Annotated in this window: 27 protein-coding genes; 15 read left to right on the top strand and 12 right to left on the bottom strand. The window is 70.5% G+C overall.

Going from position 1 to position 25,630, the window contains the following annotated elements:
* Positions 1–7 precede the first annotated feature (7 nt).
* The 8 genes from ACGFNP_RS50870 to ACGFNP_RS50835 are packed head-to-tail and all read right to left on the bottom strand — an operon-like array spanning position 8 to position 8,873.
* The gene (locus ACGFNP_RS50870) at positions 8–829 is read right to left on the bottom strand and encodes a phosphoenolpyruvate hydrolase family protein (RefSeq protein ID WP_358320031.1); all 822 of its coding nucleotides are present in this window, start codon (positions 827–829) and stop codon (positions 8–10) included.
* A complete protein-coding gene (locus ACGFNP_RS50865; protein ID WP_393330626.1) occupies positions 826–2,055 on the bottom strand; it encodes a Tm-1-like ATP-binding domain-containing protein in 1,230 nt (409 codons plus the stop codon). Before ACGFNP_RS50865 ends, ACGFNP_RS50870 begins: the two co-directional genes overlap by 4 nt.
* Before the next feature lies 1 nt (position 2,056).
* A complete protein-coding gene (locus ACGFNP_RS50860; protein ID WP_358320037.1) occupies positions 2,057–2,431 on the bottom strand; it encodes a carboxymuconolactone decarboxylase family protein in 375 nt (124 codons plus the stop codon).
* Positions 2,431–3,180, bottom strand: coding sequence for an SDR family NAD(P)-dependent oxidoreductase (locus ACGFNP_RS50855; RefSeq protein ID WP_393330623.1), 750 nt, complete (start codon positions 3,178–3,180; stop codon positions 2,431–2,433). Before ACGFNP_RS50855 ends, ACGFNP_RS50860 begins: the two co-directional genes overlap by 1 nt.
* Positions 3,181–3,191: 11 nt before the next feature.
* The gene (locus ACGFNP_RS50850; protein WP_393330620.1) at positions 3,192–4,010 is read right to left on the bottom strand and encodes a carbohydrate ABC transporter permease; all 819 of its coding nucleotides are present in this window, start codon (positions 4,008–4,010) and stop codon (positions 3,192–3,194) included.
* The gene (locus ACGFNP_RS50845; protein WP_393330618.1) at positions 4,007–4,924 is read right to left on the bottom strand and encodes a carbohydrate ABC transporter permease; all 918 of its coding nucleotides are present in this window, start codon (positions 4,922–4,924) and stop codon (positions 4,007–4,009) included. Before ACGFNP_RS50845 ends, ACGFNP_RS50850 begins: the two co-directional genes overlap by 4 nt.
* Positions 4,921–6,234 carry an ABC transporter substrate-binding protein gene (locus tag ACGFNP_RS50840; protein WP_393330617.1) on the bottom strand — a complete coding sequence of 438 codons (1,314 nt, stop codon included), beginning with the start codon at positions 6,232–6,234 and terminating at the stop codon, positions 4,921–4,923. The genes ACGFNP_RS50845 and ACGFNP_RS50840 overlap by 4 nt, the downstream gene beginning before the upstream one ends.
* Positions 6,231–8,873, bottom strand: a complete 2,643-nt coding sequence (locus tag ACGFNP_RS50835) for a family 78 glycoside hydrolase catalytic domain (RefSeq protein WP_393330615.1) — start codon at positions 8,871–8,873, stop codon at positions 6,231–6,233. Before ACGFNP_RS50835 ends, ACGFNP_RS50840 begins: the two co-directional genes overlap by 4 nt.
* Before the next feature lie 140 nt (positions 8,874–9,013).
* Here ACGFNP_RS50835 and ACGFNP_RS50830 point away from each other — a divergent pair, with 140 nt between their 5' ends.
* The 8 genes from ACGFNP_RS50830 (at position 9,014) to ACGFNP_RS50795 (ending at position 16,809) form a co-directional block, all read left to right on the top strand.
* Positions 9,014–10,018: an aldo/keto reductase gene (locus ACGFNP_RS50830; protein ID WP_393330613.1), complete on the top strand. Its 1,005-nt coding sequence runs from the start codon at positions 9,014–9,016 to the stop codon at positions 10,016–10,018.
* 16 nt (positions 10,019–10,034) lie between these two features.
* The gene (locus ACGFNP_RS50825; RefSeq protein ID WP_393330610.1) at positions 10,035–11,849 is read left to right on the top strand and encodes a hypothetical protein; all 1,815 of its coding nucleotides are present in this window, start codon (positions 10,035–10,037) and stop codon (positions 11,847–11,849) included.
* On the top strand, positions 11,849–12,868 hold the full coding sequence (locus ACGFNP_RS50820; protein WP_393330607.1) for a hydroxyacid dehydrogenase: 1,020 nt from the start codon (positions 11,849–11,851) through the stop codon (positions 12,866–12,868). The genes ACGFNP_RS50825 and ACGFNP_RS50820 overlap by 1 nt, the downstream gene beginning before the upstream one ends.
* Positions 12,865–13,635: an HpcH/HpaI aldolase/citrate lyase family protein gene (locus tag ACGFNP_RS50815; RefSeq protein WP_393330604.1), complete on the top strand. Its 771-nt coding sequence runs from the start codon at positions 12,865–12,867 to the stop codon at positions 13,633–13,635. Before ACGFNP_RS50820 ends, ACGFNP_RS50815 begins: the two co-directional genes overlap by 4 nt.
* The gene (locus ACGFNP_RS50810) at positions 13,628–14,026 is read left to right on the top strand and encodes a VOC family protein (protein ID WP_393330601.1); all 399 of its coding nucleotides are present in this window, start codon (positions 13,628–13,630) and stop codon (positions 14,024–14,026) included. Before ACGFNP_RS50815 ends, ACGFNP_RS50810 begins: the two co-directional genes overlap by 8 nt.
* Complete coding sequence (locus ACGFNP_RS50805; RefSeq protein ID WP_393330598.1) at positions 14,023–15,273, top strand: four-carbon acid sugar kinase family protein; 1,251 nt, start codon at positions 14,023–14,025, stop codon at positions 15,271–15,273. Before ACGFNP_RS50810 ends, ACGFNP_RS50805 begins: the two co-directional genes overlap by 4 nt.
* Before the next feature lie 33 nt (positions 15,274–15,306).
* Positions 15,307–16,065, top strand: a complete 759-nt coding sequence (locus tag ACGFNP_RS50800; protein ID WP_393330594.1) for a FadR/GntR family transcriptional regulator — start codon at positions 15,307–15,309, stop codon at positions 16,063–16,065.
* Between the two features lie 228 nt (positions 16,066–16,293).
* Positions 16,294–16,809 carry a GNAT family N-acetyltransferase gene (locus ACGFNP_RS50795; protein ID WP_393330592.1) on the top strand — a complete coding sequence of 172 codons (516 nt, stop codon included), beginning with the start codon at positions 16,294–16,296 and terminating at the stop codon, positions 16,807–16,809.
* Between the two features lie 113 nt (positions 16,810–16,922).
* Here the strand turns inward: ACGFNP_RS50795 and ACGFNP_RS50790 are convergent, their stop codons facing one another.
* The gene (locus tag ACGFNP_RS50790) at positions 16,923–17,474 is read right to left on the bottom strand and encodes a hypothetical protein (protein WP_393330589.1); all 552 of its coding nucleotides are present in this window, start codon (positions 17,472–17,474) and stop codon (positions 16,923–16,925) included.
* Positions 17,475–17,959: 485 nt separating this feature from the next.
* Here ACGFNP_RS50790 and ACGFNP_RS50785 point away from each other — a divergent pair, with 485 nt between their 5' ends.
* A complete protein-coding gene (locus tag ACGFNP_RS50785) occupies positions 17,960–18,163 on the top strand; it encodes a cold-shock protein (protein ID WP_219533118.1) in 204 nt (67 codons plus the stop codon).
* Positions 18,164–18,263: 100 nt separating this feature from the next.
* Here ACGFNP_RS50785 and ACGFNP_RS50780 read toward each other — a convergent pair whose 3' ends face one another.
* The 3 genes from ACGFNP_RS50780 to ACGFNP_RS50770 form a co-directional block, all read right to left on the bottom strand.
* Positions 18,264–19,367, bottom strand: a complete 1,104-nt coding sequence (locus ACGFNP_RS50780) for an NlpC/P60 family protein (protein WP_393330586.1) — start codon at positions 19,365–19,367, stop codon at positions 18,264–18,266.
* Positions 19,368–19,369: 2 nt separating this feature from the next.
* A complete protein-coding gene (locus tag ACGFNP_RS50775; RefSeq protein ID WP_358320054.1) occupies positions 19,370–19,669 on the bottom strand; it encodes a hypothetical protein in 300 nt (99 codons plus the stop codon).
* A gap of 116 nt (positions 19,670–19,785) precedes the next feature.
* Positions 19,786–20,364, bottom strand: coding sequence for a TetR family transcriptional regulator (locus tag ACGFNP_RS50770; protein ID WP_393330582.1), 579 nt, complete (start codon positions 20,362–20,364; stop codon positions 19,786–19,788).
* A gap of 92 nt (positions 20,365–20,456) precedes the next feature.
* Here ACGFNP_RS50770 and ACGFNP_RS50765 point away from each other — a divergent pair, with 92 nt between their 5' ends.
* The 6 genes from ACGFNP_RS50765 to ACGFNP_RS50740 all read left to right on the top strand — a co-directional run bounded on the left by ACGFNP_RS50765 (position 20,457) and on the right by ACGFNP_RS50740 (position 25,586).
* Positions 20,457–21,275, top strand: a complete 819-nt coding sequence (locus ACGFNP_RS50765; protein ID WP_393330580.1) for an SDR family NAD(P)-dependent oxidoreductase — start codon at positions 20,457–20,459, stop codon at positions 21,273–21,275.
* Between the two features lie 104 nt (positions 21,276–21,379).
* The gene (locus tag ACGFNP_RS50760) at positions 21,380–21,814 is read left to right on the top strand and encodes a hypothetical protein (RefSeq protein WP_393330577.1); all 435 of its coding nucleotides are present in this window, start codon (positions 21,380–21,382) and stop codon (positions 21,812–21,814) included.
* Between the two features lie 63 nt (positions 21,815–21,877).
* Positions 21,878–22,699: an SAM-dependent methyltransferase gene (locus tag ACGFNP_RS50755; protein ID WP_393330575.1), complete on the top strand. Its 822-nt coding sequence runs from the start codon at positions 21,878–21,880 to the stop codon at positions 22,697–22,699.
* Between the two features lie 96 nt (positions 22,700–22,795).
* A complete protein-coding gene (locus ACGFNP_RS50750; protein ID WP_358320067.1) occupies positions 22,796–23,461 on the top strand; it encodes a sensor domain-containing protein in 666 nt (221 codons plus the stop codon).
* Positions 23,462–23,560: 99 nt separating this feature from the next.
* Positions 23,561–24,577: a hypothetical protein gene (locus ACGFNP_RS50745; protein ID WP_393330573.1), complete on the top strand. Its 1,017-nt coding sequence runs from the start codon at positions 23,561–23,563 to the stop codon at positions 24,575–24,577.
* A 49-nt stretch (positions 24,578–24,626) separates the two neighbouring features.
* Positions 24,627–25,586: a LysR family transcriptional regulator gene (locus ACGFNP_RS50740; protein WP_393330571.1), complete on the top strand. Its 960-nt coding sequence runs from the start codon at positions 24,627–24,629 to the stop codon at positions 25,584–25,586.
* Positions 25,587–25,630: the final 44 nt, after the last annotated feature.

The raw sequence follows: 25,630 nt of genomic DNA, 5'->3' as shown, positions 1-25,630 counted from the left end.
CGGCTCCTCAGAAGTTGACTGCTTTGAAGGCTCGTACCTGCTCGGTGATGGCCCGTTCCGTCGGCAGCCGCTCGACGGACGAGGCGCCGAAGAAGCCCACCACGCCCTGGGTGCGCGACAGGACATAGGCGGCGTCGTCGGGCTCGGCGATCGGGCCGCCGTGGCAGAGCACGAGGATGTCGGGCCGGACGGCCGCCGCGGCGTCGCGCATGGCCTGCACCCGGGTCACGGCCTCGTCCAGGGTCAGGGCGGTGCCCGCGCCGATGCTGCCCTTGGTGGTCAGCCCGACGTGCGGCACCAGGACGTCGGCGCCGGCCTCGGCCATGGCGCGGGCCTGGTCCTCGTCGAAGACGTACGGGGCGGTGACCAGGTCGCGCTCGTGGGCCAGCCGGACCATCTCCACCTCCAGCCGGTAACCCATGCCGGTCTCCTCCAGGTTCTGCCGGAAGACCCCGTCGTACAGGCCGACGGTTGGGAAGTTCTGCACGCCCGCGAAGCCCATCGCGGCGAGCTGGTCGAGGAAGCGCGGCATGACCCGGAACGGGTCGGTGCCGCAGACGCCCGCGAGCACCGGGGTGTCGGCGACGACGGGCAGCACCTCGGACGCCATCTCGACGACGATCTGGTTCGCGTCGCCGTAGGGCAGCAGCCCGGCCAGCGAGCCGCGCCCGGCCATCCGGTAACGGCCGGAGTTGTAGATGATGATCAGATCGACCCCGCCGGCCTCGGCGCACTTGGCCGACAGGCCCGTGCCCGCGCCGGCGCCGATCACCGGCCGCCCCTCCGCGACGGTACGGCGGAGCCTGGCCAGCACCTCCTGCCTGGTCACGAGGGATCCCCTTCCGATATGAGGCGATGCAGCCGCTCGGCCATCGCCCGGCCGAACTCCGGATCGTTGATGTGCAGGTCGAGCCGCTGGGTCGCGGGGAAGATGGCCAGCGCCTCGAAGCAGGCCTCGTCGGCCTTGGGGTCGTGGAAGTCCATGCCCGGCGCGTCCAGGGCGGACACGCCCCGCTGCGGGATGAACAGCTCCGTCGGGCCGGTCGCCGCGCTGAGCTTGGCCGCCACCCGAGCGCCCAGCTCGGCCATCTCCTCCGGCGTGGTGCGCATCAGCGTGACGGTCGGGTTGTGCACGTACAGCAGCCGGTCCGCGAACCGCGTGGGCACGGTGTCGCGCGGGCCGAAGTTGACCATGTCCAGGGCGCCGGGGGCGACCACCTGCGGCACGCCGTGCGCGCCCGCCGCCGTCAACCGCTCGGGACCCGCCGACAGGACCCCGCCGACCAGCTCGTCGGCCAGCTCGGTGGTGGTCAGATCCAGCACCCCGGCCAGCAGCCCGCTCGCCGCCAGCCCCTCCAGCGCCCGGCCGCCCGATCCGGTCGCGTGGAAGACCAGCACCTCGTAGCCGAGCTCGTCCAGCCGCTCGCGCGCCGCGTCCACGGCGAGCGTGGTCACGCCGAACATCGACGCGCCGATCAGCGGCCGATCCTCGCTCTGCGCGGTCCGCACCGCCCTGGCCAGCTGGTGCGCCTTGGCCATGCCCGACGCGGCGGCCGCCGCGTTGCCGAGAATCGCCCGCGAGACCCGGTTGACGCCCGCGATGTCGACCACGCTGTACATCAGCGTGACGTCCCTGGCCCCGACGTAAGGCGACACATCACCCGAGGCCATCGTGGACACGATCAGCTTGGGCAGGCCGATGGGCAGGTCACGGACCGCCCGCGCGGCGATCGACGACCCGCCGCTACCGCCCACGGCCAGCACCGCGTCGACCCGGCCCGCCCCATGCAGCTCGGCCATGATCACCGCCGCGCCCTCACCCATCGCGGTGACGGCGGCCCCGCGGTCGCCCCCCTCCTGGAGCGCCCGCAGGTCACCTCCGGCCGCGTCGGCCACCCGCTCGTTGGAGACGTCGGGCAGCAGATTGACGCCGGGCTCGCGCACTCCCGTGTCGACCACGAGCACGTCGCTGCCCAGCTCCACCAGCCGGTTGCGCAGCCAGGCGTACTCCTCGCCCTTGGTGTCGAGCGTCCCGATCAGTACGACGGTCGGCATCTCACGCCACACCCCTCTGTTCGAAGACCTTCTTCGCCACATTGATCGCGTTGATCGCCCTTGGGAACCCCGCGTACTGAACGCAGTGGATGATCACTTCGACGATCTCGCCGGGCGTGAGGCCCACGTTGAGCCCCGCGTTGATGTGCCCGGTGAGCTGAGGTTCAACGCCACCGATGTTGACCAGCGAGGCGATCGAGGCGATCTGCCGCTGCCGCAGGTCCAGGCCGGGGCGCGAATAGATCTCGCCGAAATTGAACTCCACGCCGTAGCGCCCGAGGTCGGCGCCGGGCCCGGACAGCATGTCCAGCAGCCGGTCGGCGGCGCCTTCGCCGTACACCTCGTCGTACTTCGCCTTGCCCTGTTCCATGGACATCAGATCGCGTGACCTCCGTCCTGGGGCAGGATGACGCCGGTCAGGTACGCGGCGGACGGCAGGCAGAAGTGCACGATGCTCTCCGCCAGGTCCTCCGGACGGCCGAGCGTCCTTGTGGGGATCTGACCCAGCAGGGCCTCCCGCTGCTCGGGGGTGTCCCGGTCGCGGCCCGGCGTCTGCTGGGCGCCGGGGGCGATGCAGTTGACCGTGATGCCGTCGGTGGCGTACTCGATGGCCAGGGCCTTGGTCAGGCCGACCACGCCCGCCTTGGCGGCGGCGTAACCGCTCGCGTGCCGGACCAGGCGCCCGCCGCGCAGGGCCGCGATGGAGGCGATGTTCACGATCCGCCCGCCGCCGCGCGCCAGCATCGACGGCACGACCGCGCGGGTCACGTTGAAGACGCTGGTCAGGTTGACGTCGACCATCCGCCGCCACTCGTCGGCGGTCATCTCATGGAACGGCCGCACCATGCCGCCGCCCGCGTTGTTGACCAGGATGTCGACCCCGCCCCAGGCCCGGGTCACCTCGTCGACCGCGCTCAGCGTCGCGTTGAGGTCGGTGATGTCGGCCTTGAGCTCCAGCGCCTCGCGCCCGGTCGCACGTACGGCCGCGCCGAACAGCTCCAGCCCCTCGGCCGCCAGGTCCAGCCCGGCGACGTCGCAGCCCTCCCTGGCCAGCACCTGGGCGAACACCTTGCCCATGGCGCCGCCCGCGCCGGTGATGACGGCTTTCCTGCCTGCCAACCTCATAACCGAACCTTTCACTTGAGCGCTCCGGCGGTCATGCCCTGGATGAAGTGCCGCTGGAGGAGGAGATAGAGGGCGATGATGGGGATGCTCGCCAGCGTCACCCCGGCCGCGATCATCGACCGGTCCACGCTGTACTCGCCGACGAAGAACATGATCCCGGTGGAGATCGGGCGCAGCCCCTCGTCCTGGCCGTACAGCAGCGGGATCAGGAACATGTTCCAGGTGAACATGAACTGCAGCACGACGAGCGTGATGATGCCGGGCCTGGCCAGCGGCAGGATGATGCGGGTGAAGACCCGCCACTCGGTGGCACCGTCGATCCGGGCGGCGTTCGAGATCTCCTCGGGCAGCCCGCGGAAGAACGCGCGCATCAGGAACACCCCGAAGGCGAGGCCGAGCGCGACGCTCGGCACGATGACCCCCCAGTACGTCCCGAGGATGCCCAGGTCCCTGACCAGGTAATACTGCGGAATCATGATCGACTGAAACGGGATCATGATGCCGAGCAGGAAGGCGCCGAAGATGAGCCGCTCGCCGGGCAGCCTGCGCGTGCCCAGGGCGTACCCCGCGAGGCAGGAGAACGCCGTCACCAGCGGCACCACGAAAGCGGCGTACAGCACCGAGTTGCCGATGTAGGAGCCGAACCGGCCGGTCGTCCACGCCTCGGCGAGATTCTCCCAGTGCAACGCGGACGGGATGCCGAACGGGTCCTGGTTGATCTCCGACGTGCTCTTCAGCGCCGAGAACCAGATCCACAGGAACGGCATCAGGAACAGCAGCGCGAACAGCAGGAGGATCAGATACCGAGCCGTCTTCACGGTGATCGTCATGCGCGCTCCCTGACCCGGACCACCGCGATCGACACCAGCAGCGAGATCACGGTGAGCACCAGCGACAGGGTGGAGCCGTAGCCGACCTCGTTCTCCATGAACGCCTTCTGGTAGGTGTAGGTGGCGATGAGCTGGGTGGCGTTGTCCGGCCCGCCCTTGGTCATGATCCAGACGTGGTCGAACGCCTGGAAACCGTGGACGAGCAGCAGCACGGTGACGAGCGTGATCGCGTTGGCCAACTGCGGGATCACCACGTGCCGGAAGCGCTGCCAGCCGTTCGCGCCGTCCATCCGGGCCGCGTCGAGCAGGTCGGTGTCCACGTTGTGCAACGCGGCAGTGAAGATCACGAATGCCAGCCCGACGGTGGCCCAGACCGAGGCGGCCATCACCGCGTACAGGGCGAACGTCGGGTCGCCGAGCCAGCCCCTGGTCCACGAGTCGAGCCCCACCGCCTCCAGCGCCCGGTTGAGGATGCCGAAAGCGGGGTTGTAGATCCAGCTCCAGACGATGCCGACGATGATCGCGGGCAGCACCTGCGGCATGAAGTAGATCGTGCGCAGCGCCGTGAAGCCGCGCGGCCTGTTCCACACGAACATGGCCAGCAGGAGCGCCACGCCCATCGTCAACGCGGTGCCCACGACGACCCAGACGAGGTTGTGCCCGAGCGCGCGCCAGAACAGCCCGTCTCCCAGCATCCGCTGGAAGTTGGCCAGGCCGACGAACCGCTTCTCCGGGCTGGCGCCGTCCCAGTCGGTGAGGCTCAGGTAGACCGACTGGGCCAGCGGCCACAGGATGAAGCCCGCGTACAGCAGCCCGGCCGGGACCAGGAAGAGGTAGCCGAGCGTCCGGCCCTGCGGCCGGGCGGTGGGATGGGCCCGCTTGACCAGGCGGGTGTCCGGCAGGGTGAGCGTCATGAGGTCACTCCCGCCTCCCACGCCTTCTGCAGCTCCTCCGCCTGCTTGGCCGGGGTCTTGTCCCCGGCGACCACGGCCTGGAAGCCGCTGGTCATCGCGTTGAGGAAGCCGGGCGAGGCCAGGCCGTGGTTGACCGCGTACCCGATGTTGGTCTTGGCATCTCCGCCGCCGGTCTGCGCCGCCTGCATGGCGAGCTTCTGCAGCGGGCTGAGGTTCCAGCCCGCGGAGTCGAACGGCACCGGCGGGAAGATCTTGGCGCCCTCGACCCAGAGGCGGACCGCCTCCGGCTGGTAGAGCGAGTCGAGGAACTGGGCGGCCACGTCCGCGTTCTTGCTCTTGGCCGAGATGTAGTAGGCCGAGCCGATGCCGCCGGGATAGACGCGCGGGCCGCCGTTGACCGAGGGCATGGCCATGATGCCGATCTCCTGGCCCGGCATCTCCTTCTCGATCGTGCCGACCGCCCAGGTGCCGTTGAGGTTCATCAGCGCCTTGCCGGCCAGGAAGAGCGACTGGGCGTCGGGGCCGCCGAGCGAGTTGAGGTCCTTGATGAACCCGCCGGCCTTGACCAGGTCGACGAAGAAGAGCTTGATCGCCTCCACCAGCTGCGGGGTGTTCCAGGTGCCCTTGTTGTCGAAGATCAGCTCGCCCATCGGCTGGGCGCCCGCGAGGTTGTTCGCCATCATCGAGAAGGCCCACCAGCTCGGGTAGACGTCCGACTGGCCGTACGCGATGGGCGTGTAGCCCTTCTTGGCGGCGGCCGAGGCGAAGGTCAGCAGCTCCTCGAAGGTCTCGGGGACGGTCAGGCCCGCCTTGTCGATGAGGGTCTTGTTGTAGAACAGCACGGTGTTCTCCGACTCGTCGGGCAGGCCGTAGAGCTTGCCGCCGAGCGACGCCTCCCTGATCGCGAACGGTGTCAGCCGGTCCAGCCAGCCGTACTTGGCGGCGACGTCGTCGAGCGGCTTGATCAGTCCCGCTTTGGCCAGCACCCCGGCGTTGCCCGCGCCGACCTGGTAGTAGATGACGTCGGGCCCGGTGCCCGAGGCCAGTGCGGTCTTGCCGACCGTGGTGAGCTGGTCGCCGGTCTGCGAGGTACGGGTGATCGTCGCGCCCTTGAACAGGTCGTAGACCTTCTTGACGGTCTCGTTCTGCGGGGAGGTGGTGAACTGGTCCCACACCTTCAGGCTCGCGCCGGCCGTACCTCCGCTCGCCGGTGCGGAGTCCGTCCGGCCCCAGCCGCAGGAGCTGAGCGTCACCGCCGCGGCGGCCAGGCCGCCGGTGCGGAGGAAGTCACGGCGCGTGGGGGTGTTCAAGGCGTTGTCCTCTCGTGTGCGGCCCAGGGGGCCGAGAAACGGTGGTGTCCGGAGGCCACCGAGCACACGACCGTCCCGTCACGCCGTTCGAGGACGGTGACGTGGGCGGTTGACTCGATCGCCTCGGGATCGCCGGTGGGAACGTGCAGCGTGGCGTCCGTCCCCGGGGGGATCAGCACGTCCACCGTGAGCACGCCGTCCGTCACCGACCATGCGGACTCGACTCGCCCCCGAGCGGTCTCCTGCACGGCGCGGGCCCAGGTGAGCCTGCCCCCTGGGTGCGGGCGGATCACCAGACCGGCGTACCCGGATGAGTCCGCCGTCTGGCCGATCCCGGCCACTCCTCCGTAGAGCCACTCCCCGATGGCGCCCAGGCTGTAGTGGTTGAAGGAGTTCATGGTGGCCGCCTGGAAGCCCCGTTCCGGGGTCCAGCCGTCCCATCGTTCCCAGATGGTCGTGGCGCCGTGCCTGACGGAGAACAGCCAGCTGGGAAAGGTCTCCTGGTGGAGAAGGTCGTAGGCCAGGTCGGCGCGGCCGATCCTGGTGAGCACCGGGCAGAGCAGCGCGACGCCGAGGAAGCCGGTGGTGAGATGGCCGTCGTGCTCGGCGAGGGCGCGCACCAGGTGATCGGCGGCCGCTTCGGCGGGCACCAGGTCGAATTCCAGGGCGAGCAGGTAGCAGGTCTGGGTGTCGCCGTGGATGCGGCCGTCCGGCGCGACGAACTCCTGGTTGAACGCCTTCCTGATCGCGGCGGCCAGCTTCTCGTACCGCTCATGGGGCCGGCCCAGGATCCGCGCCGCCTCGGCGACGAGCGTGGCCGACTGCGCGAAGTAGGCCGTGGCCAGCACGTCGCGCGGGGTGTCCACGCCGATCTGGAGCCAGTCGCCGTAGTTCCGTCCGGTACGGCGGCGCCAGATCAGGTCAGGGTTGTGCCGTTCGATGTGGTCCACCCAGGCGGCCATCGCGGGCAGGCAGCGCTCCAGCACGCGGCGGTCCCCGTACAGGCGGTGGAGCGTCCAGGGGACGATCACCCCCGCGTCTCCCCAGCCCGGCGCACCGTCCCCCGTCAGGCAGACCTTCGGCGCCACGTCCGGGAAGGACCCCTCGGCGTCCTGCCCGGTCAGCACGTCCTCCATCCAGTCGGCGAAGAAGGCGGAGACGTCGGCGCCGCGGGCCGCCGTGGGGAGGAAGACCTGCGCGTCCGCCAGCCAGCCGAGCCGCTCGTCACGCTGGGGGCAGTCGGTGGGCACCGAGACGAAGTTGCCGCGCTGGCCCCAGCGGATGTTCTCGTGCAGCCGGTTGACCAGCGGGTCGTCGCAGGCGAACGTGCCGGTCCACGGCAGCTCGCTCTGCAGCACCCGCCCGGTGACCTCGATCCGCCCGTCGAACCCGGTGATCTCGATATAGCGGAAGCCGTGGACGGTGAAGGCGGGCTCGTACACCTCGACGGGGTCGCCGCCGCACACATAGACGTCGGTGGCCTCGGCGCGGCGCAGGTTCGCCAGGTGCAGGCCGCCGTCCTCCTCCAGCATCTCGGCGTGGCGGAGCTGGATCCGCCGTCCGCGCTCGGCGCCGTGGACGGTGAGCCGGACCCGGCCGACCATGTTCTGGCCCAGGTCGGCGATGGTCTCGCCGCCGGGTCCGCGCAGGACGTGCGCGGTCGGGAGGTCTTCGACCACCCGCACGGGGGTGCTGCGTGACCAGACCAGCTCGGAAGTGTCCGCGCTGGTGACTTGTACGGGCGCCCAAGCAGTGTCGTCGTAGCCGGGAGCGTTCCAGCCGTCCAGCCGCTCGCGGGCGTCGTAGTATTCGCCCATCAGCAGGTCGGAGTGGCGCAGCGGTCCCGGCGACTCGCGCCAGGTCTCATCCGTGGCGATCACCTGCCGGGAGCCGTCGGCGAAGTCCAGCACGAGCTGGGCGATGAGGGCGGGCGCGTCGCCGTACAGCTTGCCTGCCTTGCGCGGGTCCATGCCGACGAAACCGCTCCACCAGCCGTCGGCGAGCAGCGCTCCCAGGACGTTCGGGCCGGACCGCACCTGCGCGGTGACGTCATAGGACCGGTACCTGATCCGGTGACGGTAGTCGGTCCAGCCCGGTTCGAGCTCGTCGTCGGAGACGCGCGTGCCGTTCAGCGAGAACCGGTGCAGGCCGCGGGCGCTGGCGTGTAACCGCGCCCGCACCGGGCGTTCAACGAGGTCGAAGGCCCGGCGGAGGTGGGCGCACGAGGTCAGCTTGCGGGCGTTCAACGAGCGGTCGTCCTCGACCGGGGGCTCGAAGACCGGCTGTGCGCGGCCGTCCCTGGCGATCCAGGCCGCGCTCCAGCCGCCCATGAGCCCCGTCTCGAACCACGAGTCCGTACGGCCGGCCGCGGCTCCCCACGCGTTCCGTACCTCCACCGACCAGTCGTAACGGGTGGAGGGCAGGAGAGGCGCTCCGCCGTAGGCGACCTGGAGCTCGGCGGAGCCTTCGGTGTCCCACACGACCTGGTCTCCGGCACGCACGATGAGCCGGTAGGCGGTCTGGCGGTCGCCGTGCTCGTCGGAGCTGAGCTTCCAGGACAGGCGGGGCGCGGTCTCGTCGACACCGAGTGGCTGATCGAGGAACTCGCAGGTGAGGCCGTACGGAGACAGGCTGGGCATGGTCCTGACCACTTCCCTTCGCAGGCCCACAGCCGATCTGAATCGTTTTAAGAGGGCCGGTGTGGCGCACGTTACATCGGTGTTGCGCGATTGGTCAACCGGTTGACCAATGCCGCTTTTGCGACGTACCGTCCCATGTCATGGACTACGCGCTGCTCGGCCCGACGGGCATCAGGGTGTCGCGGCTCTGCCTCGGGACGGCGACGTTCGGGGTGGCCCCTCGGGCCGCCGACGCCGCCGGACTCGTGCGCGGCGCGCTGGACCATGGGATCAACTTCTTCGACACCGCCAACGCCTACGGCAACCGCCCGCAGTTCGACCGGCCCGGCGTGCCGCCCTGGACCGAGCGCGAGTCGGCCGAGGAGATACTCGGCCGGGCGCTGGGCGGCCGGCGGGACGAGGTCGTGCTGGCGACCAAGGCCCGCGAGAGCGTCGGGCCCGGCGTCAACGACCGGGGCCTGTCGCGACGGCACCTGATCCAGCAGCTCGAACGGAGCCTGCGACGACTCCGCACCGACCACGTGGACCTCTACTACGCCCATCACCCCGACCCCGACACTCCGCTCGAACAGACCCTCGCCACGCTCGATGACCTGGTCAGGCAGGGCAAGGCGCGTTATGCCGCGCTGTCCACCTATCCCGCGTGGGAGACCGTCCAGGCCCTGTGGATCTGCTCGGCCCGCGGCCTGCACGGCCCGGTCTGCGCCCAGGTCCGCTACAACCTGTTCGACCGCACGCCGGAGGCTGAGCTGGTCCCCGCCTGCCTGCGCCTCGGGCTGTCCCTGGTCGCGTTCAGCCCGCTGAACGGCGGCCTGCTGGCCGGGACCGGCGGCCGGGAATACAGCGGGGAGCGGCGCTGGGGCGGTGGCGGCTTCTCGCCCGAACACCTCGCCACGGCCGGGCAGTTGGAAGCGCTGGCCACCGAATGGGGTCACCCGCCCGCCCACCTGGCCCTGGCCTGGCTGCTGTCCCGCCCCGCCGTGGCCAGCGCGGTCATCGGACCGGAGGACCCCGCCGAGCTCGCGACCAGCGTGTCCGCCTCCGGCCTACGGCTGGAACCCGCCCAGCTCTCCGCACTGAGCGCCGTTCCTTCCTACCCGCGCACCGCCCAAAGCCTGCTCACCCTTCGGAAGAGCGAGCGATGACCCGGGAGGGTGAGCGATGACCGTCTCGTTCGATCTCGCCGGTCCGCAGCTGGACCGGGTACGGCTCGGCGGCCTGCACCTGCTGCGCCGGGTGGGCGTGATGGTCAGGGACAGCCGGTGGATGACCGTGCCGGGGCGGCTGCTGCGGGCCGACTCCGGCGCGGGCGGCACCTCGCTCTGGGTCCGGCACGGCTCGGACTTCGGCTGGCGAGGCACGGCGACCGTCGCGGGCGACTCACTCACGTTCATGTTCGACGGAAGGGCGGAGCGCGACTTCGAGCGCGCCCGGATCGGCCTGTGCCTCATCCACCCCCCGCACCTGGCGGGGACCCCGGTGGAGATCAACGGCCTGGCCGCCGGGGAGTTCCCACAGCGGATCAGTCCGCGCCAGGTCTTCACCGGCATCCGGACGATGCGGTACCGGGACGGCGCGGCGCTCGTCACGATCGAGCTGGCCGGCGAAACCTTCGAGACCGAGGATCACCGGAACTGGAGCGACGCGGGGTACAAGACCTATGGGACGCCGCTCGGGCTGGGGCTACCGGTGGCGGTACGGCGCGGCGACCGCGTCCACCAGCACCTCCACCTGACGGTCACCCTGCCGCGCCTGGTTCGGGGGCGCGATGGCGCGATGGCACGGGCACGACTCCAAGCGCCACAGCCACCTCCCGAAGGCGCCCAACCACCTCCCGGAGGCGCCTTCCCCTTCGCCGAGCCGCGCTCCCAACGGGAGCAGCCGCCCGAAGGCACGCTCCCTCCGATCGGGCTGTATCTGAGACGGCCTCCGGTGGACGGGCGGGAGCCGACCGGGGCCGCGTTCCTGCACGGGACCGTGGACCTGGACGAGCCCGGATGGCACGAGGTGGCCGACCGGTTCTCCGCCGCCGCCGAGGCAACCGGGGCGACACTCACGCTGAGCGCCGTCTGCTCGTCCCCCGCCCAGGTGGTCGCGCTGCGTGATCTCCCGGCCCTCGGCACGCTCCTGCTGTTCGACCGTAGGCACGGCACGCCCCGCGAACTCGCCGCAGCCGCCCGCCGAGCCTTCCACGGGACCCCGGTCCGGATCGGCGGCGGCAGCCGAGCCCACTTCGCCGAGCTGAACCGGGCCGAGTCCCTCCCGTCCGACCTGCTCGACCTGGTCTGCTTCCCCATCGCGGCCCAGACCCACCACGACGACGAGGCGAGCGCGCGGGAGACCCTGACAGTCCACCCGCTGCTCGTCCGGCAGGCCGCCGAACACGGCTTGCCCGTGCACGTGGGCCCGATCGGCCTGCTCCCCGTGTTCGGCTTCGCCGCCCCTCGCGACCCTCACGACCCCGCACCGTCCGCCATCTTCCGTACGGCGTGGACGGCCGCCGCCCTGGCCACCCTCGCCACCGCCGGAGCCACCACGATCTCCGTCGACGCCTGCGAGGCCACCAGCACATCACCGAGCGGCCACGACACCACCGCGACCGCCGGCACCTCCGCGAGCAACCACCGAACCGGCATGCCGTCCGGCCTGTGGCATGTGCTCGCCGCACTGCGCCCCTTCGCCGGGGGCCGGCTCGTCGACGCCGCGCTGCCGGCGGGGCTGGTCGGCCTGGCCGTACACCATGACGGACGACAGCTCGTCCTGGCGGTGGCACTGGATGGCGGCGGACCCGTCCGCATCGACACCCGTGGCCACACCGTCACGACGATCACCGGCGACGGCGCCGCGGGCGGCACGGTCGTACAAGAGCACCCACCCGGCACCGAGACGACGGCCCTGACCGCGCCGTCCGTCGCGATCCTCATCTCGCCCGCAGGACTCTCACCGCGAGCAACAACCCCAGGAGGAACCAACTGATGCCCTTCAGGATTGGCCTGACCCGCGACTTCCTGACAGATGACGGGCGGATCGGCTGGGGCGACATCGGCCTGTCCGCGCTCGACGAAGCCGACGGCGTCGAATGGGACTTCATCGAGGCCGTGGACGGCGACATCCCGCCAGACGCGGTACGCGGGTACGACGCCCTGATCGTCCTGACCCCCAGAGTCACCGCCGACACGCTCAAGGGCGCCGACCGGCTGGTCCTGGTGGCCCGGTTCGGTGTCGGCTACGACAATGTGGACGTCGAGGCGTGTACCCGGCACGGCGTGCTGGTCACCATCACGCCCGACGGCGTACGCGGCCCGGTGGCGGTGTCGGCGCTGACGATGCTGCTCGCCGCCGCCCATCGGCTCGGCGAGAAGGACCGTCTGGTACGCGCGGGGCGGTGGCACGACAAGCTGGACTACATGGGGACCGGCGTCACCGGCAGGACGGTCGGCCTGGTCGGCTGGGGCAACATCGGCCGCGAGCTGTCGCGGCTGTGCGCTCCGCTGGGCATGCGGCAGCTCGCCGCCGACCCCTACGCCGATCCCGAGCGGGCGGCGGCGGCCGGTGTCACGCTCGTCGATCTCGAAACGCTGCTCGCCGAGACCGACTTCGTGGTGATCACCTGCGCGCTCACCCCCGAGACCCACCACCTCATCGACGCCGGGCGGCTGGCCGGGATGAAGCCGACCGCGTACCTGGTGAACGTGGCCAGGGGCCCGATCGTCGATCAGGCCGCGCTCACCGAGGCGCTCACCCAGGGGCGGATCGCGGGGGCGGCGCTGGACGTGTTCGAGGTCGAGCCGCCCGACGCGGCCGACCCGCTGCTGGCCCTGGACAACGTGCTGCTCAGCCCGCACGCCGTCGCCTGGACCGATCAGCTCGCGCTGGGCAATGGGCGCGGTGCCATCCAGGCCGCGCTCGACGTCGCCGCCGGGCGCGCGCCGGCATACCCGGTCAACCCGGCGGCACTCGATCATCCCCGTCTCTCCAGAAAGGTCCTCCGTTGACCGGTCCCATCAAGCAGGCACTCCACAGCGGAGAGCTCGTCCTCGGCACCTTCGTCTTCGAGTTCGCGACCACGGGCATCGGCCGGCTCGTGGCGGGCGCGGGCGCGCAGTTCGTCATCTATGACGCGGAGCACACCGGCTGGGGGTGGGAGACCCTCGGCCGGGTCGTGGCCACCACCCGGCCGACCGGCGTCGAGCCGTACATCCGTGTCCCCACCGCCGAGCGCACCCAGATCTCCCGCGCGCTGGACGCCGGCGCGCGCGGGATCATGGTCCCGATGGTGGACTCGGCCGACCAGGCGCGGGACGTGGTCCGCTGGGCGAAGTACCCGCCCGACGGGGTACGCGGGGCGGCCTTCGGCGTCGCGCACGACGACTACGCCGCCACCGACAACGTGGCCTACATGCGCGACACGAACGCCCGGACCATGGTGATCACCCAGATCGAGACCGTCGCCGGCCTGGAGTCGGTGGCGGAGATCGCCGAGGTGGACGGCGTGGACGTGCTCTGGGTCGGCCACTTCGACCTGACCAACAGCATGGGCATTCCCGGACAGTTCGACCATCCCGACTACCTGGGGGCGCTCGACCGGGTGGCCAAGGCGGCGCGGGCCGCCGGGAAGTTCGCCGGGTTCATGGCCGGGAGCAAGGAAGAGGCCGCCATGCTGGTCGACCGCGGGTTCAGGATCCTCGCGTACGGCGGCGACCTGTGGATCTACCAGGCGGCGCTGCGGACCGGGTTGCGCGAGGTCAGGGAACTTGGCTGACTTCGACCACGTCGACCACGTCGGGATCGCCGTCCACGACGCCGACCAGGCCCTGCCCTTCTATGTGGAACGGCTGGGCATGAAGGTGATCGGCGACGAGCAGGCGGACGATCCCGGGGTCCGGCTCACGTACCTCGACGCGGGCAACGTCATGCTCCAGCTCGTGCAGCCGTTCAGGGACGGGCCCGTCGCCCGCTTCCTGCGGGAACGCGGCGAGGGACTGCACCACGTCTGCTTCAGCGTTCCCGACATCGAGACCACGCTCGCGACCCTGCCGGGGCAGCGGAGCGCCCCGATCTTCATGGGCGGCCGGGGCCGGCGAGCCTGCTTCCTGCTGGCGGAGCCGAACGGCGTCCGCGTGGAACTGACAGAGCGGGACCCGGTCCGATGAGCCGGGTCATCGTCCTGGACGACGATCCGACCGGCACCCAGGCGGCGGCCGGCGTCCCGGTGCTGCTCGACCTCGAAGCCGAACTCCCCGCCGACGAGTCGTGCTACATCCTCACCAACACCCGGGCCATGGAGGAGAGCCAGGCCGTGAGCCTGGTACACCGCCTCCACGACAGGTGCGGCGACGACGCCGAGTACGTGCTGCGCGGGGACTCCACCCTGCGCGGGCACGTGTTCGCCGAGGCCGACGCGCTGGGGGCGGCCGACGGGGTGCTGGTGTTCGTCCCGGCCTATCCGGCCATCGGGCGGGCCACGCTCGGCGGGGTTCACCGGGTCATGGTGGACGGCCGCTGGATGGTGGCCGCCGACACCGAGTTCGCCACCGATCCGGTCTTCGGTTACTCGGCCAGGACGATGGCGGAGTGGGTCAGGGAGGCCGGCGGGCGCGAGGCGACGACGGTCCCTCTTGAGACGGTACGGTGCGGCGGCCTGGACCTGGTGCTGCGCCGGGCCGCACCGGGCGCGGTCGTCGTCCCCGACGTGGAGACGGACACCGACCTGGCGACCATCTCCACCTCGATCGACGCCGCCCGATCCGCGGGCGTTCCCGTCGTCCTGCGCTGCTCCGCGCCCCTCGCGGCCATGCGCGCGGGACGCCTCGCCGACGGCCTGCTCGACCGGCCGCTGCGCCGCCGTCCAGGCGGCACGCTGGTCGTCTGCGGATCCCACACCGAGGCCAGCGGCGCGCAACTCGCCGCGCTCGCCACCGAACTCCGCGTTCCTGTACGTACGGTGTCCACCCAGGCCGCCCTGTCGGAGCCCGAGGCGGAGGGCCACCGGGTCGCCGGACTCGCCCGCGTCGATCTCGCCGAACGGAGTGTCGCCCTCGTCGCCAGCGAGCGGGTCAGGCACTCCCGGCACAGTACGCTCGGGCACGGCGCCAAGGTCATGGCCGCTCTGTGCGCTACGGTGACCTCGCTCCGTCCGCACCTCACCGCGGTGATCGCCAAAGGTGGCATCACCTCGGCGCAGGTCGCGCGCGACGGGCTGGGGGCGGACCACGCGCGAGTGCTGGGACCGCTGCGGCCCGGCGTGGCCGTTTGGGAGATAGGCGTATCCGGCGGGGCTACGCTCTCCTACGCCGTCGTGCCGGGGAACGTGGGCGACGTGCGAACCCTGGTGGACGTGGCGGATGCGTTCGGGCTGCTGGTCAATGAGCCCCGCCGGCCGACGACGCCTCAGGGCTGACAACGCCTTCGGGCTGATGGGGAAGGGAAGATCGTGGCGGAGTCCGAAGGCAAGCCCAGGCGCGCGGGGAGAGCGGAGACGGCGTCCATCTCCCTGGCCGCGCCCCAGCGCGAGAGCACAGTGGTCGACATCGCCAGGCAGCTGCTCTCGCAGCTGCTCTCGGGCCACCTCGCGCCGGGCACCCGGCTGCCGTCCGAGCGCCAGCTCTCCGAAACGCTCGGCGTCGGACGCTCCACGGTCAGGGAGGCGTTGAAGGCCCTGGACGTGCTCGGCATCATCGAGGTACGCCAGGGAGACGGGACCTACCTCAGGCAGAGCACGTCCAGCCTGCTGCCCAGCGCCATCGAGTGGGGTCTCATGCTGGGCCAGCCCCAGGTGCTCGACCTCATCGAGGCCCGCAAGCACATCGAGGTGGTGATCGCCGAGCTGGCCGCCGAACGCGCCGACGCCGCGGCCGTCGAGGAGCTGCGCGCGCACCTGGCCGACATGCGCGCCGCCAAGGACAGCACGGCCTTCGTGGAAGCGGACGTCGCCTTCCACCTCACGCTGGCGCACGCGGCAGGCAACTCGGTCCTCGACGACATTCTCGGCAGCATCCGCTCGCTCCTGCGGGTCTGGATCCGCCGGGCGATCCACGAGGCAGGAGAGACCCAGACCACCATCGCCGAACACGCGGCGGTGCTGGCCGCGATCGAACAGCGCTCGCCGTCCGCGGCCGTCACGGCCATGCGCGGCCACATGAACGCCGCCAGCGGCCGCCTGCACCGCTCCTTGCAGGACGACGAAACCTGACCATCTGCATGGTTCGGACGGCGTATGCGGTACATTGATCAACGTCGGTTGAACGACGGCTGAGGCGCCGGTGAGTAGGGAAAGGAGCGAGGAGCGTATGACCGCCCGTTGGGTGGCCGCTGTGTGCGGCATCTCCTCCCCTGTCCTTATGGGCTGCCCGGGAGCCGGTCAACGCCGCTGAGCTCGGCCGTTCTCCGCGGGAGCCCTCTCTTCCGATGAAGGGTTCCGTTGAACATCACACCGCTGAACATCACACTGCGGGCGGAAACGCCCGAAGACGCCGCTGCCATCCGCGCGGTGAACCTGTCGGCCTTCCCCACCCCGCTGGAAGCCGACCTCGTCGAGGCGCTGCGCCGCGATCCGGCCTGGATTCCGGGTCTGTCCTGGGTGGGGGTCTCCCCCGAAGGCGACATCGTCGCCTATGCCCTGCTCACCCGCTGCCACATCGGGCAGGCGTCCGCGCTGGCCCTCGGGCCGGTGGCCGTGTCGCAGGCCGTACAGCGGCAGGGAGCGGGCGCGGCGGTGACCCGGGCCGCGCTTCAGGCGGCCCGTGAGCGGGGCGAGAGCGCCGTGGTCGTGCTCGGGCATCCCGAGTACTATCCGCGGTTCGGATTCACCATCGCCTCCGGGCACGGCATCGGCGTGTCCTTCGAGGTGCCGGACGAGGCTCTGATGGCCATGTCGCTGGACGGGAGCCCGCTGCCGGCGGGCACCATCAGGTACGCGCCGCCGTTCGGCGTATGATCCCGCGCCGCGCCGCCGTACCAGCTGTTCTGGTACGGCGGCGCGGCGCCCACGCGGGACCGGCCACGGGGACACGGCCGGTCCGCGGCGCGGGTTGATTCCGCGACGAGGGTCTACTTGCCCTCGTGGCGGTGGTCATCGCGGTGGGCGCCGCCGCTCACGACAGTGAACGTGGCGGTGGCGACCCGGTTGCCGACCTTGACGGACACGGTCTTGGTGCCGGGCTTGGCGTGGGCCGGCACGGTCAGGGTCTTGGTGACCTTCCGCTGGTCGAGCGACACGCGGTAGCTCTTGCCCTCAGGGCTGGTGATCGTGGCCGTGCCGCCCGCCGGCGCGCCCTTGACGACGATGGTCACCCCGTAGGAGGCGCCCTGCTTGACGCGGCTGGGGTTGACGGACACGTCAAGGGAGGTGTGGTCGCGCCGCTTGGTCTCCTGCACGTACAGGGTGTCAGCCGTGGGGGTGGGGCGGGCGGTCTTCACCGGTGCGGTCGGCAGGGTGGTCGGCGTGGTCTTCGGGCCCGGCGTGACCGTCGTGGTGGGGTGCGGCTTCGCGGTGCCTGGCTTTGCGGTGTCGGCGAAGGCGCCGCCCGCGAACGGCAGGGCGATGAGGGCGGTGGCGGCGGCGGTCACGGTGAGGGGCTTCAGGAAGCGCACTGAGATCAACGTCCAATCCTGGATGACCTGGCCGAACCCCCGATGAATTCGGCCCCGATGGGTCATCCGCACGCCTTGAACTCTGCCGACGCAACATTAGAGCCGTCTGATATGCCGCTTTGATTTATCTATGTCGGGTTAACATAAGCCCGCGCTGCGGCGAAGCCGGGACTACTCGTGCTCTCCGCCGAGGTGGCGGCGGTCGGGCGGCCGGGGACGGAGCAACCGGTGCCCGGCCAGGGGAAGCGCCGATGATTTTCCGTTCCACCAGGCGGCCCCCAAGATCTGCCATTTTTCATGAGGGAGTACGAGAGGCCACGTGCTAGCGTGGCAGCTGTTGCAGTTTTGGTACCCACGAACTCTGTGCGCGCCCGACGGGGTTTGCCCCCCAAAGGCGTGTTGTTTTCACCCGGTCATTTCCGGATGGGTCATTGCGGCGACATGGGATTCGTGACCTGCGAGTCCCAGCTCTGCGCCTATCAAGGGAGATCGACATGGCGACTGGCACCGTGAAGTGGTTCAACTCGGAAAAGGGCTTCGGCTTCATCCAGCAGGACGGCGGCGGCGCCGACGTCTTCGCCCACTACTCGAACATCGCCACCCAGGGCTTCCGCGAGCTGCAGGAAGGCCAGAAGGTGAGCTTCGACATCACGCAGGGCCAGAAGGGCCCGCAGGCCGAGAACATCGTCCCGGTCTGATCACGACGCATCATCACGACGAGCCGGGGTCCGCAGGTGCGGGCCCCGGTTCGCGTGTGTCAGGCCATAAATGGCCCAAGAACGGCCAAAGAAGCGTGGTTCAGGAGATGCGCCGGTAGGTGATCGGGCCGTGCTGGACCGCCACCTCTCCCACCCTGACGTTCGCTCCCGGGTGCGGCGCGTGGATCATCTTGCCGTCGCCTATGTAAATCCCTATGTGGTCGGGCGGGGCGCCGAAGAAGACGAGGTCGCCAGGCTGTGGCGGCCCTGAGATCGGTTGCCCGCTCGCCTGGTAGCCCGCCGCCGTGGTGTCGCCGATCTTGATGCCCGCCTGGTTCAGCGAGTAGTAGACGAGCCCGCTGCAGTCGAAGGCGTTCGGGCCGTTGGCGCCCCAGATGTACGGCTTGCCGAGGTGCTGCCGCGCGGCGTTGACGATGTCGGCCCCGGAACCGCCGCCCGGCACGTACGGCACGGCCTGAGCGACCCCACCCCCGCCTCCGGAAGACGCGGTCGCCGGGGACCCGCCACCCGGGCTCGACGCGGGGGCGGGGCCGGCGCCGTTGCCGTCCGCGCTCGCCAGCGACGTCTTCTGCCAGTCCGGGAGCGGTGTCCGGTCCCAGTGGACGGTGTGGCCCGGCCCGGGCACGAACGTCTGGTCGCCGGGCGCCTTGATGGCCGCGAACGTCGCCTCCCGGTCGTCCCAATGGCCGCCGATCGTCTTCACGGCCTGGTTCACGACCTTGTTGGCGGAGTTGAGGTGCACCGTCGCGTCCTCGACCGCGTCGGTGACGTGCGGCGAGAGCGCCTTGTCGAACTCCGCCTGCGTGGCCTTGGGGTGGGCGGTCTTGTACGCGGTGGCCTTGTCGAGGACGTCACCGCAGATCCCGCGTACCTTCGAGGCGGACGTCTCCAGCGCCTGGGCGACGTCGTCGAGGACCGTCGCGCTGTCGGTCATGGCGTCGTAGAGCGCGCCGCCGGCCGTGGAGTAGCGGCTCATGTACTTGTCGAAGGCGTCAGCGGAATCACCCTGCCAGGCCGTGTTGACGCCCTTGACGGACATGCCGAGCCGGCCGACGTACTCGCCGGTCTTGCCGCCCGCGCCGCGCCACCGCTTGGCGACGTCGCGGACCGTGCCGGGATCACCGCTGACCCGCTCCAGGATGCGCGCCAGCACGTCGCCGCCGGGCAGATCGCCGAGCTCCACACTCACTCCTGATCCGCGCCCGAGGACTTGTTGGCCGCACGGACGTTGTCGACCACCTTCTCCAGAGCCCGCTCGACACCCTGGAGCTTGTGCTGGGCCTGCCCGAGCTCGCCCGAAACGCCCTTCTCGATCTTGTCGAGGACGGCGGCCAGTGAGGCGGAGCCGGTCAGGTCACCGAAGATCTTGGAGTCGGCGGTCTTGGCCGGATACTGGCCCGCGAGGTCGGCGAACTCCTTGGACAGCCGGTTCGCCGACGACTGACAGTCTTCGAGCGCCTGGCGGTGAAGGTCGACCTTCGCCATCAGCGATCCTCCAGGGGCACGGCGCACGGATCAAATTGAGCACTCACCACAAGTAGCTGATCGTATCGGAATGGCCCTTATTCAGGCATAAAAGCCGCACTTATCATGCCGATCTCTCAGCTTCCCGACATCGGGCGGCCCAGCAGGCTGGTGGCCACGGCCGCCAGGTAGGGGGCGACGTCATCGGACGTGGCCGTGGCCAGGGCCGGGGTGGCGACGACGGAGCGCAGGATGCCGATGCCGACCAGCCAGGCGCTGAGCAGCTCTGCCCGCAGCTCCTTGTCCGGCCCGTCGACCAGCTCCTCCAGTGCCTGGACGTAGGTGCCGCACACCTCCTCGCGGATGCGCTGCCGGGTGTCCTCGTGCGCCGACGAGCGCAGCATGGCGACGAGGGGATGCTCGCCGCCGTACCGCGACCAGTCCTGGAAGACGACCGAGCGCAGCATCCGGGCGACCAGCTCCTCCGGCGGCCCGTCGAGCAGGTCGGCGGGCACCTCGCCGGTGGCCGTGGCCTCGTCGAAGAGCCGCTTCTTGGAGCCGAAGTAGCGGAAGATCAGCGTGGGGTCCACGCCCGAGTCGCGGGCTATGTCGCGCACGCTCGTCCCGTCGTACCCCTCGCGGGCGAACCGCAGCCTGGCGACCTCCAGCAGCTTCGCCCTGGTGGCCTCCCGGTCCCTCTTACGCGCCTCGATCACGCCGCCCTCCTGAGTCATCGACCGTTGACATTGTAGGCAGCCCACGGTTACTGTCCACGCAAGTCACCGTTCGATGACTTGAAGGAGGATAAATGAGGAAATTCGTGGTGGCAGGGGGCACGTCCGGGATGGGGCGGGGGCTGGCCCTGCACTACCTCGGGCAAGGTGACCAGGTGACGATCGTGGGGAGCGATCCGGAGAGGGGGCGGCAGGTCCTCGACGAGGCCGGGCGGCTCGGCGCCCGGGACCGGGCCGCGTTCATCCAGGCGGATCTGACCTCCGTGGCCGAGAACCGGCGCGTGATCGAGGCGGTCAAGGCGACGCACGACTCGCTCGACGGTCTGGTCAACACCGCCCTCCGGCACTTCGCCCAGCGGGTGGAGACCCCCGACGGCTTCGAGGGCACGTTCGCGCTGTACTATGTCAGCCGTTTCCTCCTCGGCCACGGCCTGACCGAACTACTGGAGAAGGGAGACAACCCGGTCATCGTGAACATCTGCGGCGTCGGGATGACCAAGGGCCGGGTCCACTGGGACGACCTGTCGCTGAAGCGGGAATTCGGCAGCATGACGGCCATGCTGCAGGGCGGCCGCGCGACCGACCTGCTCGGCGTCGCCTACGCGGACGTGCACCGGGGCGGCCGGACGCGGTACGTCCTGCACCACCCCGGCTTCACCGACAGCGGCACCGGCTCGCTGAGGCAGCCCGCGAAGACGATCGTCAAGGCCCTGGCCAAGGTCTTCGCCCAGCCGGTCGGGAAGAGCATCCAACCGATCATCGAGCTGATGGACGACCCGTCCGGCCAGGGACTCCTCGCCTACGACCGCCGCACTCCCGTCGATCCGGGCCTGCCGACCCTGGACCTGGGTGACGCGCGCCGCCTGTACGAGCTGACCAGCCACCTGCTGTAGATCATGGCGCCCAGAGATCCGCGACAGCCCCGGTGACGTCCTGGTCGTAGCTCGCCGAGGCGTCGACGGTGAGCCGTTTCGGTGCTCCCGGACGTCCTATAGGTATGAGAATCTGGCGGATCGCGCTCGCCCTGATGGTGAGCACCCTCCTGAGCGCCACCATGACACCCACCGCCGCCCTGGCCGCGCCCGCCGCGCCCGCTGCCAAGAAGGTGCTGGTCGAGCTACGCGAGCAGGGCGGCTTCGCGGGCTTCGACAATCGGGTGATCGTCTACACCAACGGCTGCGTACGGCTGAGCCGTCGTACGGGTCCGACCGTGGACAAGTGCCTCACCAGCGCCGAGAAGCGCAAACTGCACGGCGAGCTGAAGCGGCTGCGCCTGGGCCACTCCGAGGCCCAGCCGCAGGGAGCCGACTTCCTCAAGTACACGCTCACCTACAAGGGCCACCGCGTCAGCCGCTACACCTTGACCCGCACCTGGACCCCGGTGGTGAAGCGGCTGGAGAGGTTCCTCGTGAAGTACTGGGCTCCGGACTAACACACCACCACAGAAATCCCTATTCACCGTAAGATGCGGGCATACGTGATGAAGGGGGTAGGCGTGCCCGAGGATGAGCAGCCCGCCGGGAAGGTTGACCCGACCGTCCCCAGCGTCGCTCGGATGTACGACTACTTCCTGGGTGGGAAGGACAACTTCTCCGCCGATCGCGAGGCGGCCGAGCACATCGTCCGGATCAGTCTGGAGACCGGCTCGGACATCCGCGAGATCGCCCGGGCCAACCGCGGGTTCCTCATCCGCGCCGTGGAGGAGGTCGCCAAGTCGGGCGTACGGCAGTTCCTCGACATCGGCACCGGCCTGCCCACCCAGAACAACGTGCACCAGGTCGCGCACCGCATCATCCCGGACGCCAGGGTCGTCTACACCGACAACGACCCGATCGTCCTGGTGCACGCCCGCGCCCTGCTCGCCGACAATCCCGACACGGTGATCCTCGACGGCGACACGCGCGACCCGAAGGCCATCCTGGAGGCCGCCGCCGCGCACCTCGACTTCAGCCAGCCGGTCGCCGTCCTCGTCGTCGCGGTGTTCCACTTCCTCGCCGACGACGAGGAAGTGGCCCGCATCGTCCGGACCCTGCGCGAGCCGCTGGTCCCGGGCAGCTACCTGATCATCTCGCACGGGTACATCGAGGAGAACGAGGGCATCCCCGAACGGCTCGCCGAGGCCCAGGATGTCTACCGGAAGTCCAGCTCGGGCGCGATGATCTGGCGCGACCGCGACACCGTACGCAGCTACTTCGACGGCCTCGAACTCCTCGAACCGGGCGTCGTGCCCGCGCAGGACTGGCGCAACGACGAGCAGTTCATCCCGCCCGGCCTGGAGAAGGGCGGCGTCCTGGGCGGCGTCGGACGCGTCCCGTAACGTGATCGCCGCGACGCGCGTGGTAGGGCCAGCACTACCCCGATAGGGCAGTGAGCGGGAGCGATCTGGAAGGCCGCGGCTCGTAACGTTCTCGGCATGACGACCCTCCGGCACCGCATCGCCACCGACACCCGCTACGTGCTGCTCGGCTTCCCCACCGCCGTGATCTCCTTCGTCCTGGTCCTGGCCGGCGTGGCGGCCGGAGCAGGCAGTGCCGTCGCGTTCGTCGGCCTGCCCATCCTGGCCGCGTCCGCCGCCATGGCACGGAACTTCGCCGACGTCGAGCGGGTGCTGCTGCCCGACGTACTCGGCCGCCGCCTCGCCCGCCCCCGCTACCGTCAGGCACCGGCGGACGCCGGCTGGTTCCGCCGCACCATGAACCCGCTGACCAGCGGACAGGCGGCGCTGGACATCCTGCACGCCATCATCGCCTTCCCCATCGCCATCGCCACCTTCGCCGTCACCGTCGTCTGGTGGGCGGGGGCGATCGCCGGGCTGACGTTCCCGCTCTACGGCTGGATCATCGCCCGCATCCCCGGCTACCAGGGCGACCTGCCGGGTCTGCTCGGCCTCGGCAGCGACCTCACCACCCTGGTGGTCTTCAACACCGTGCTCGGCGTCCTGTTCGCGCTGACCCTGCTGCCCGTCGTGCGCGGCGCCGCCCTCGTCAAGGCCAACCTCGCCCAGGCGATGCTGACCCGTCCCGCGTACGACGAGCGTCCCGCGACCATCCCGGCGCACCGGTTCGCCGCCGGAGTGTGAGATCATCCCCGCACCCGCTGATTGAACCTGGACCAAGTGCGGGCCGTACACCATCAAGACAGCTCAGGACGCTCCCACGGGCATGTCGCGGAGGTATCCGTGCCGGTGAATCGCCAGCTGTTCGTGAGTGGCCTGGCCTTGGCCATGGTCGCCGCGTGCAGCACCTCCGGGACACCACCCCAGGCCGGCGCCTGGTCGGTGGGTTCCGTACCTCAGGCGAGCGCCTCACCGGCCGCACCGGCACAGGGCGAACTGACACAGCCCGAGGCCGCGCTCGTCCTCGACCGCTACCGGGAGCAGGTACAACAGGCCAGGCTGCAGGACGGAGCCGGACTGGAGGCGGCGAGCACCGGCCTGGCGCTGGAGCTCGACCGGGCCGACCTCCGCCTCGCCAAGCTGCGCGGCGACCGGCCCGGCGCCCTTCCCCAACTCACCAGCACGCGTTTCATCATCCCGAAGAACCCCACCGGAGCCCGCTGGTTCCTGGCCGAGATCACCGAGCAGGGCGAGGACGACCGCACCCAGCTCATCCTCCAGGAGACCTCCGCCGGCTGGCGCCTGGTCGCCCGGTCGAACACGCCGCTCCAGGCAGCAGCCCTGCCCATCGCCGTCGACGACGAGGGCCGCGCGACCGCGGTCGCCGCCGACGCCACCACGAAGCTCGCCGTCGCCCCCCGCGTGATGGCCGCCGCGCACGCGCGCTCCCTGGCCACCAACGGCAAAGACGCCCGGGCCAACCGCCTCCTGGGCGCGGGCCGCTACACCACCCAGTCCGCCACCGCCCGCCTCGCCGACCTGCGCCTCCTGCGCGGCCAATGGGACGTACGCGACCGCACCCAGGTGGTCCCGTCGATCTACGCGCTACGCGCCTCCGGAGGAGGGGCCGTCGTCTGGTACGGCGTACGGGAGCAACAGACCTTCGCCGCCCGCCCCAAAGCCGCGACCCTCTCCTTCACCCGGTCGGAACCCGCCGCGCTGAGCGGCAAGAAGGAGTTCCGCAACCGGGTCATCCTGGTCCAGGCGAGCTGGTTCGCGGCCGTCGTGCCTGCTTCAGCGGCGAAGAAAACGCGGATCGTCGCCGACTGGACCGCCCAGATCAGCGTCACCGGCGACTGACCGCTTTCGCGCTCTATGATCTTTGAAGCCTGGCCAGTAGCTTTTGCCCATGACGCCCACGCAGCTTCGCGCGTTCGCAGCCGTGGTGCGGCTCGGGTCGGTCAAGCAGGCGGCCGCGGAGCTCGATGTGTCGGAGGCGGCCGTCTCCCTGCACGTCGGTCAGCTGCGTAAGGAGCTCGGTGACCGGCTGTTCACCAGGACCGCTTCCGGGCTCGCGTTCACGCCCGGCGGGTTACGGCTGGCGAGCCGGGCGGCGGAGCTGCTCAGCCTGCAGGAGCGGACGATCATCGAGGTGGGCCAGGCCGGGCGCGGGCGCAGGCTGCTGCGCGTCGCCGCGTCGAGCCTGTTCGCCGAGTACGCGGCGCCCGGTCTGATCGGGCTGTTCGCCGGGCGGGCCGCCGACCTCGACGTGGAGCTGAGCGTGCACGACCCGCGGCGGTTCGGGTCGCTGCTGCGCTCGCGGACCGTCGACGTGGCGATCGGCCCCCATCCGGGCGGCGGCGCGGACGACACCCTGTCCTGCAAACCGTTCCTGAACTACCAGCTCGTCGTCGTCTGCGGGCCCGAGCACCCGCTCGCCGGGCGCGACGTCGGCACGCACCAGCTGCGCGACCAGGTGTGGCTGCTCGGCCCCTCGGCCGCGACCGACCTCGGCGCCGTGCCGACGATGCTGCGCAAGCTCAACGTGCCCGAACACCACCAGCAGATCTACCAGAGCCACGCCGCGGCCCTGGAGCAGGCGCAACGCAACACCGGCGTGGCCCCGGCGATCTCGTTCGCGGTGGCGCAGGACCTCGCCAACGGCCGGCTGGTCCGCGTCGCCGGGCCGTCACTGCGGTTCGACGGCGGCTGGTTCACGATGACACTGGCCGAGGGCGGCGTGGCACCGGCGGCGGCCGAACTGGTCCGATTCGTCACCACGCCTCGCGCCACCCAGGCCATGCTGCGCGGCCCCGGCGTGAACGTGGGCCGCTTCCGCCCGTCCATCCACATCACTTTGTGGAGCTGAGCGTCTCAGGTGACGGCTTGTCCCGGCCCGTCTAGGAAGCTCGA

This window comes from Nonomuraea sp. NPDC049269, assembly GCF_043197155.1.
GTDB lineage: Bacteria > Actinomycetota > Actinomycetes > Streptosporangiales > Streptosporangiaceae > Nonomuraea.
The sequence above is the reverse complement of the archived record's forward strand: the minus strand, read 5'-3'. Positions and strand labels throughout refer to the sequence as shown.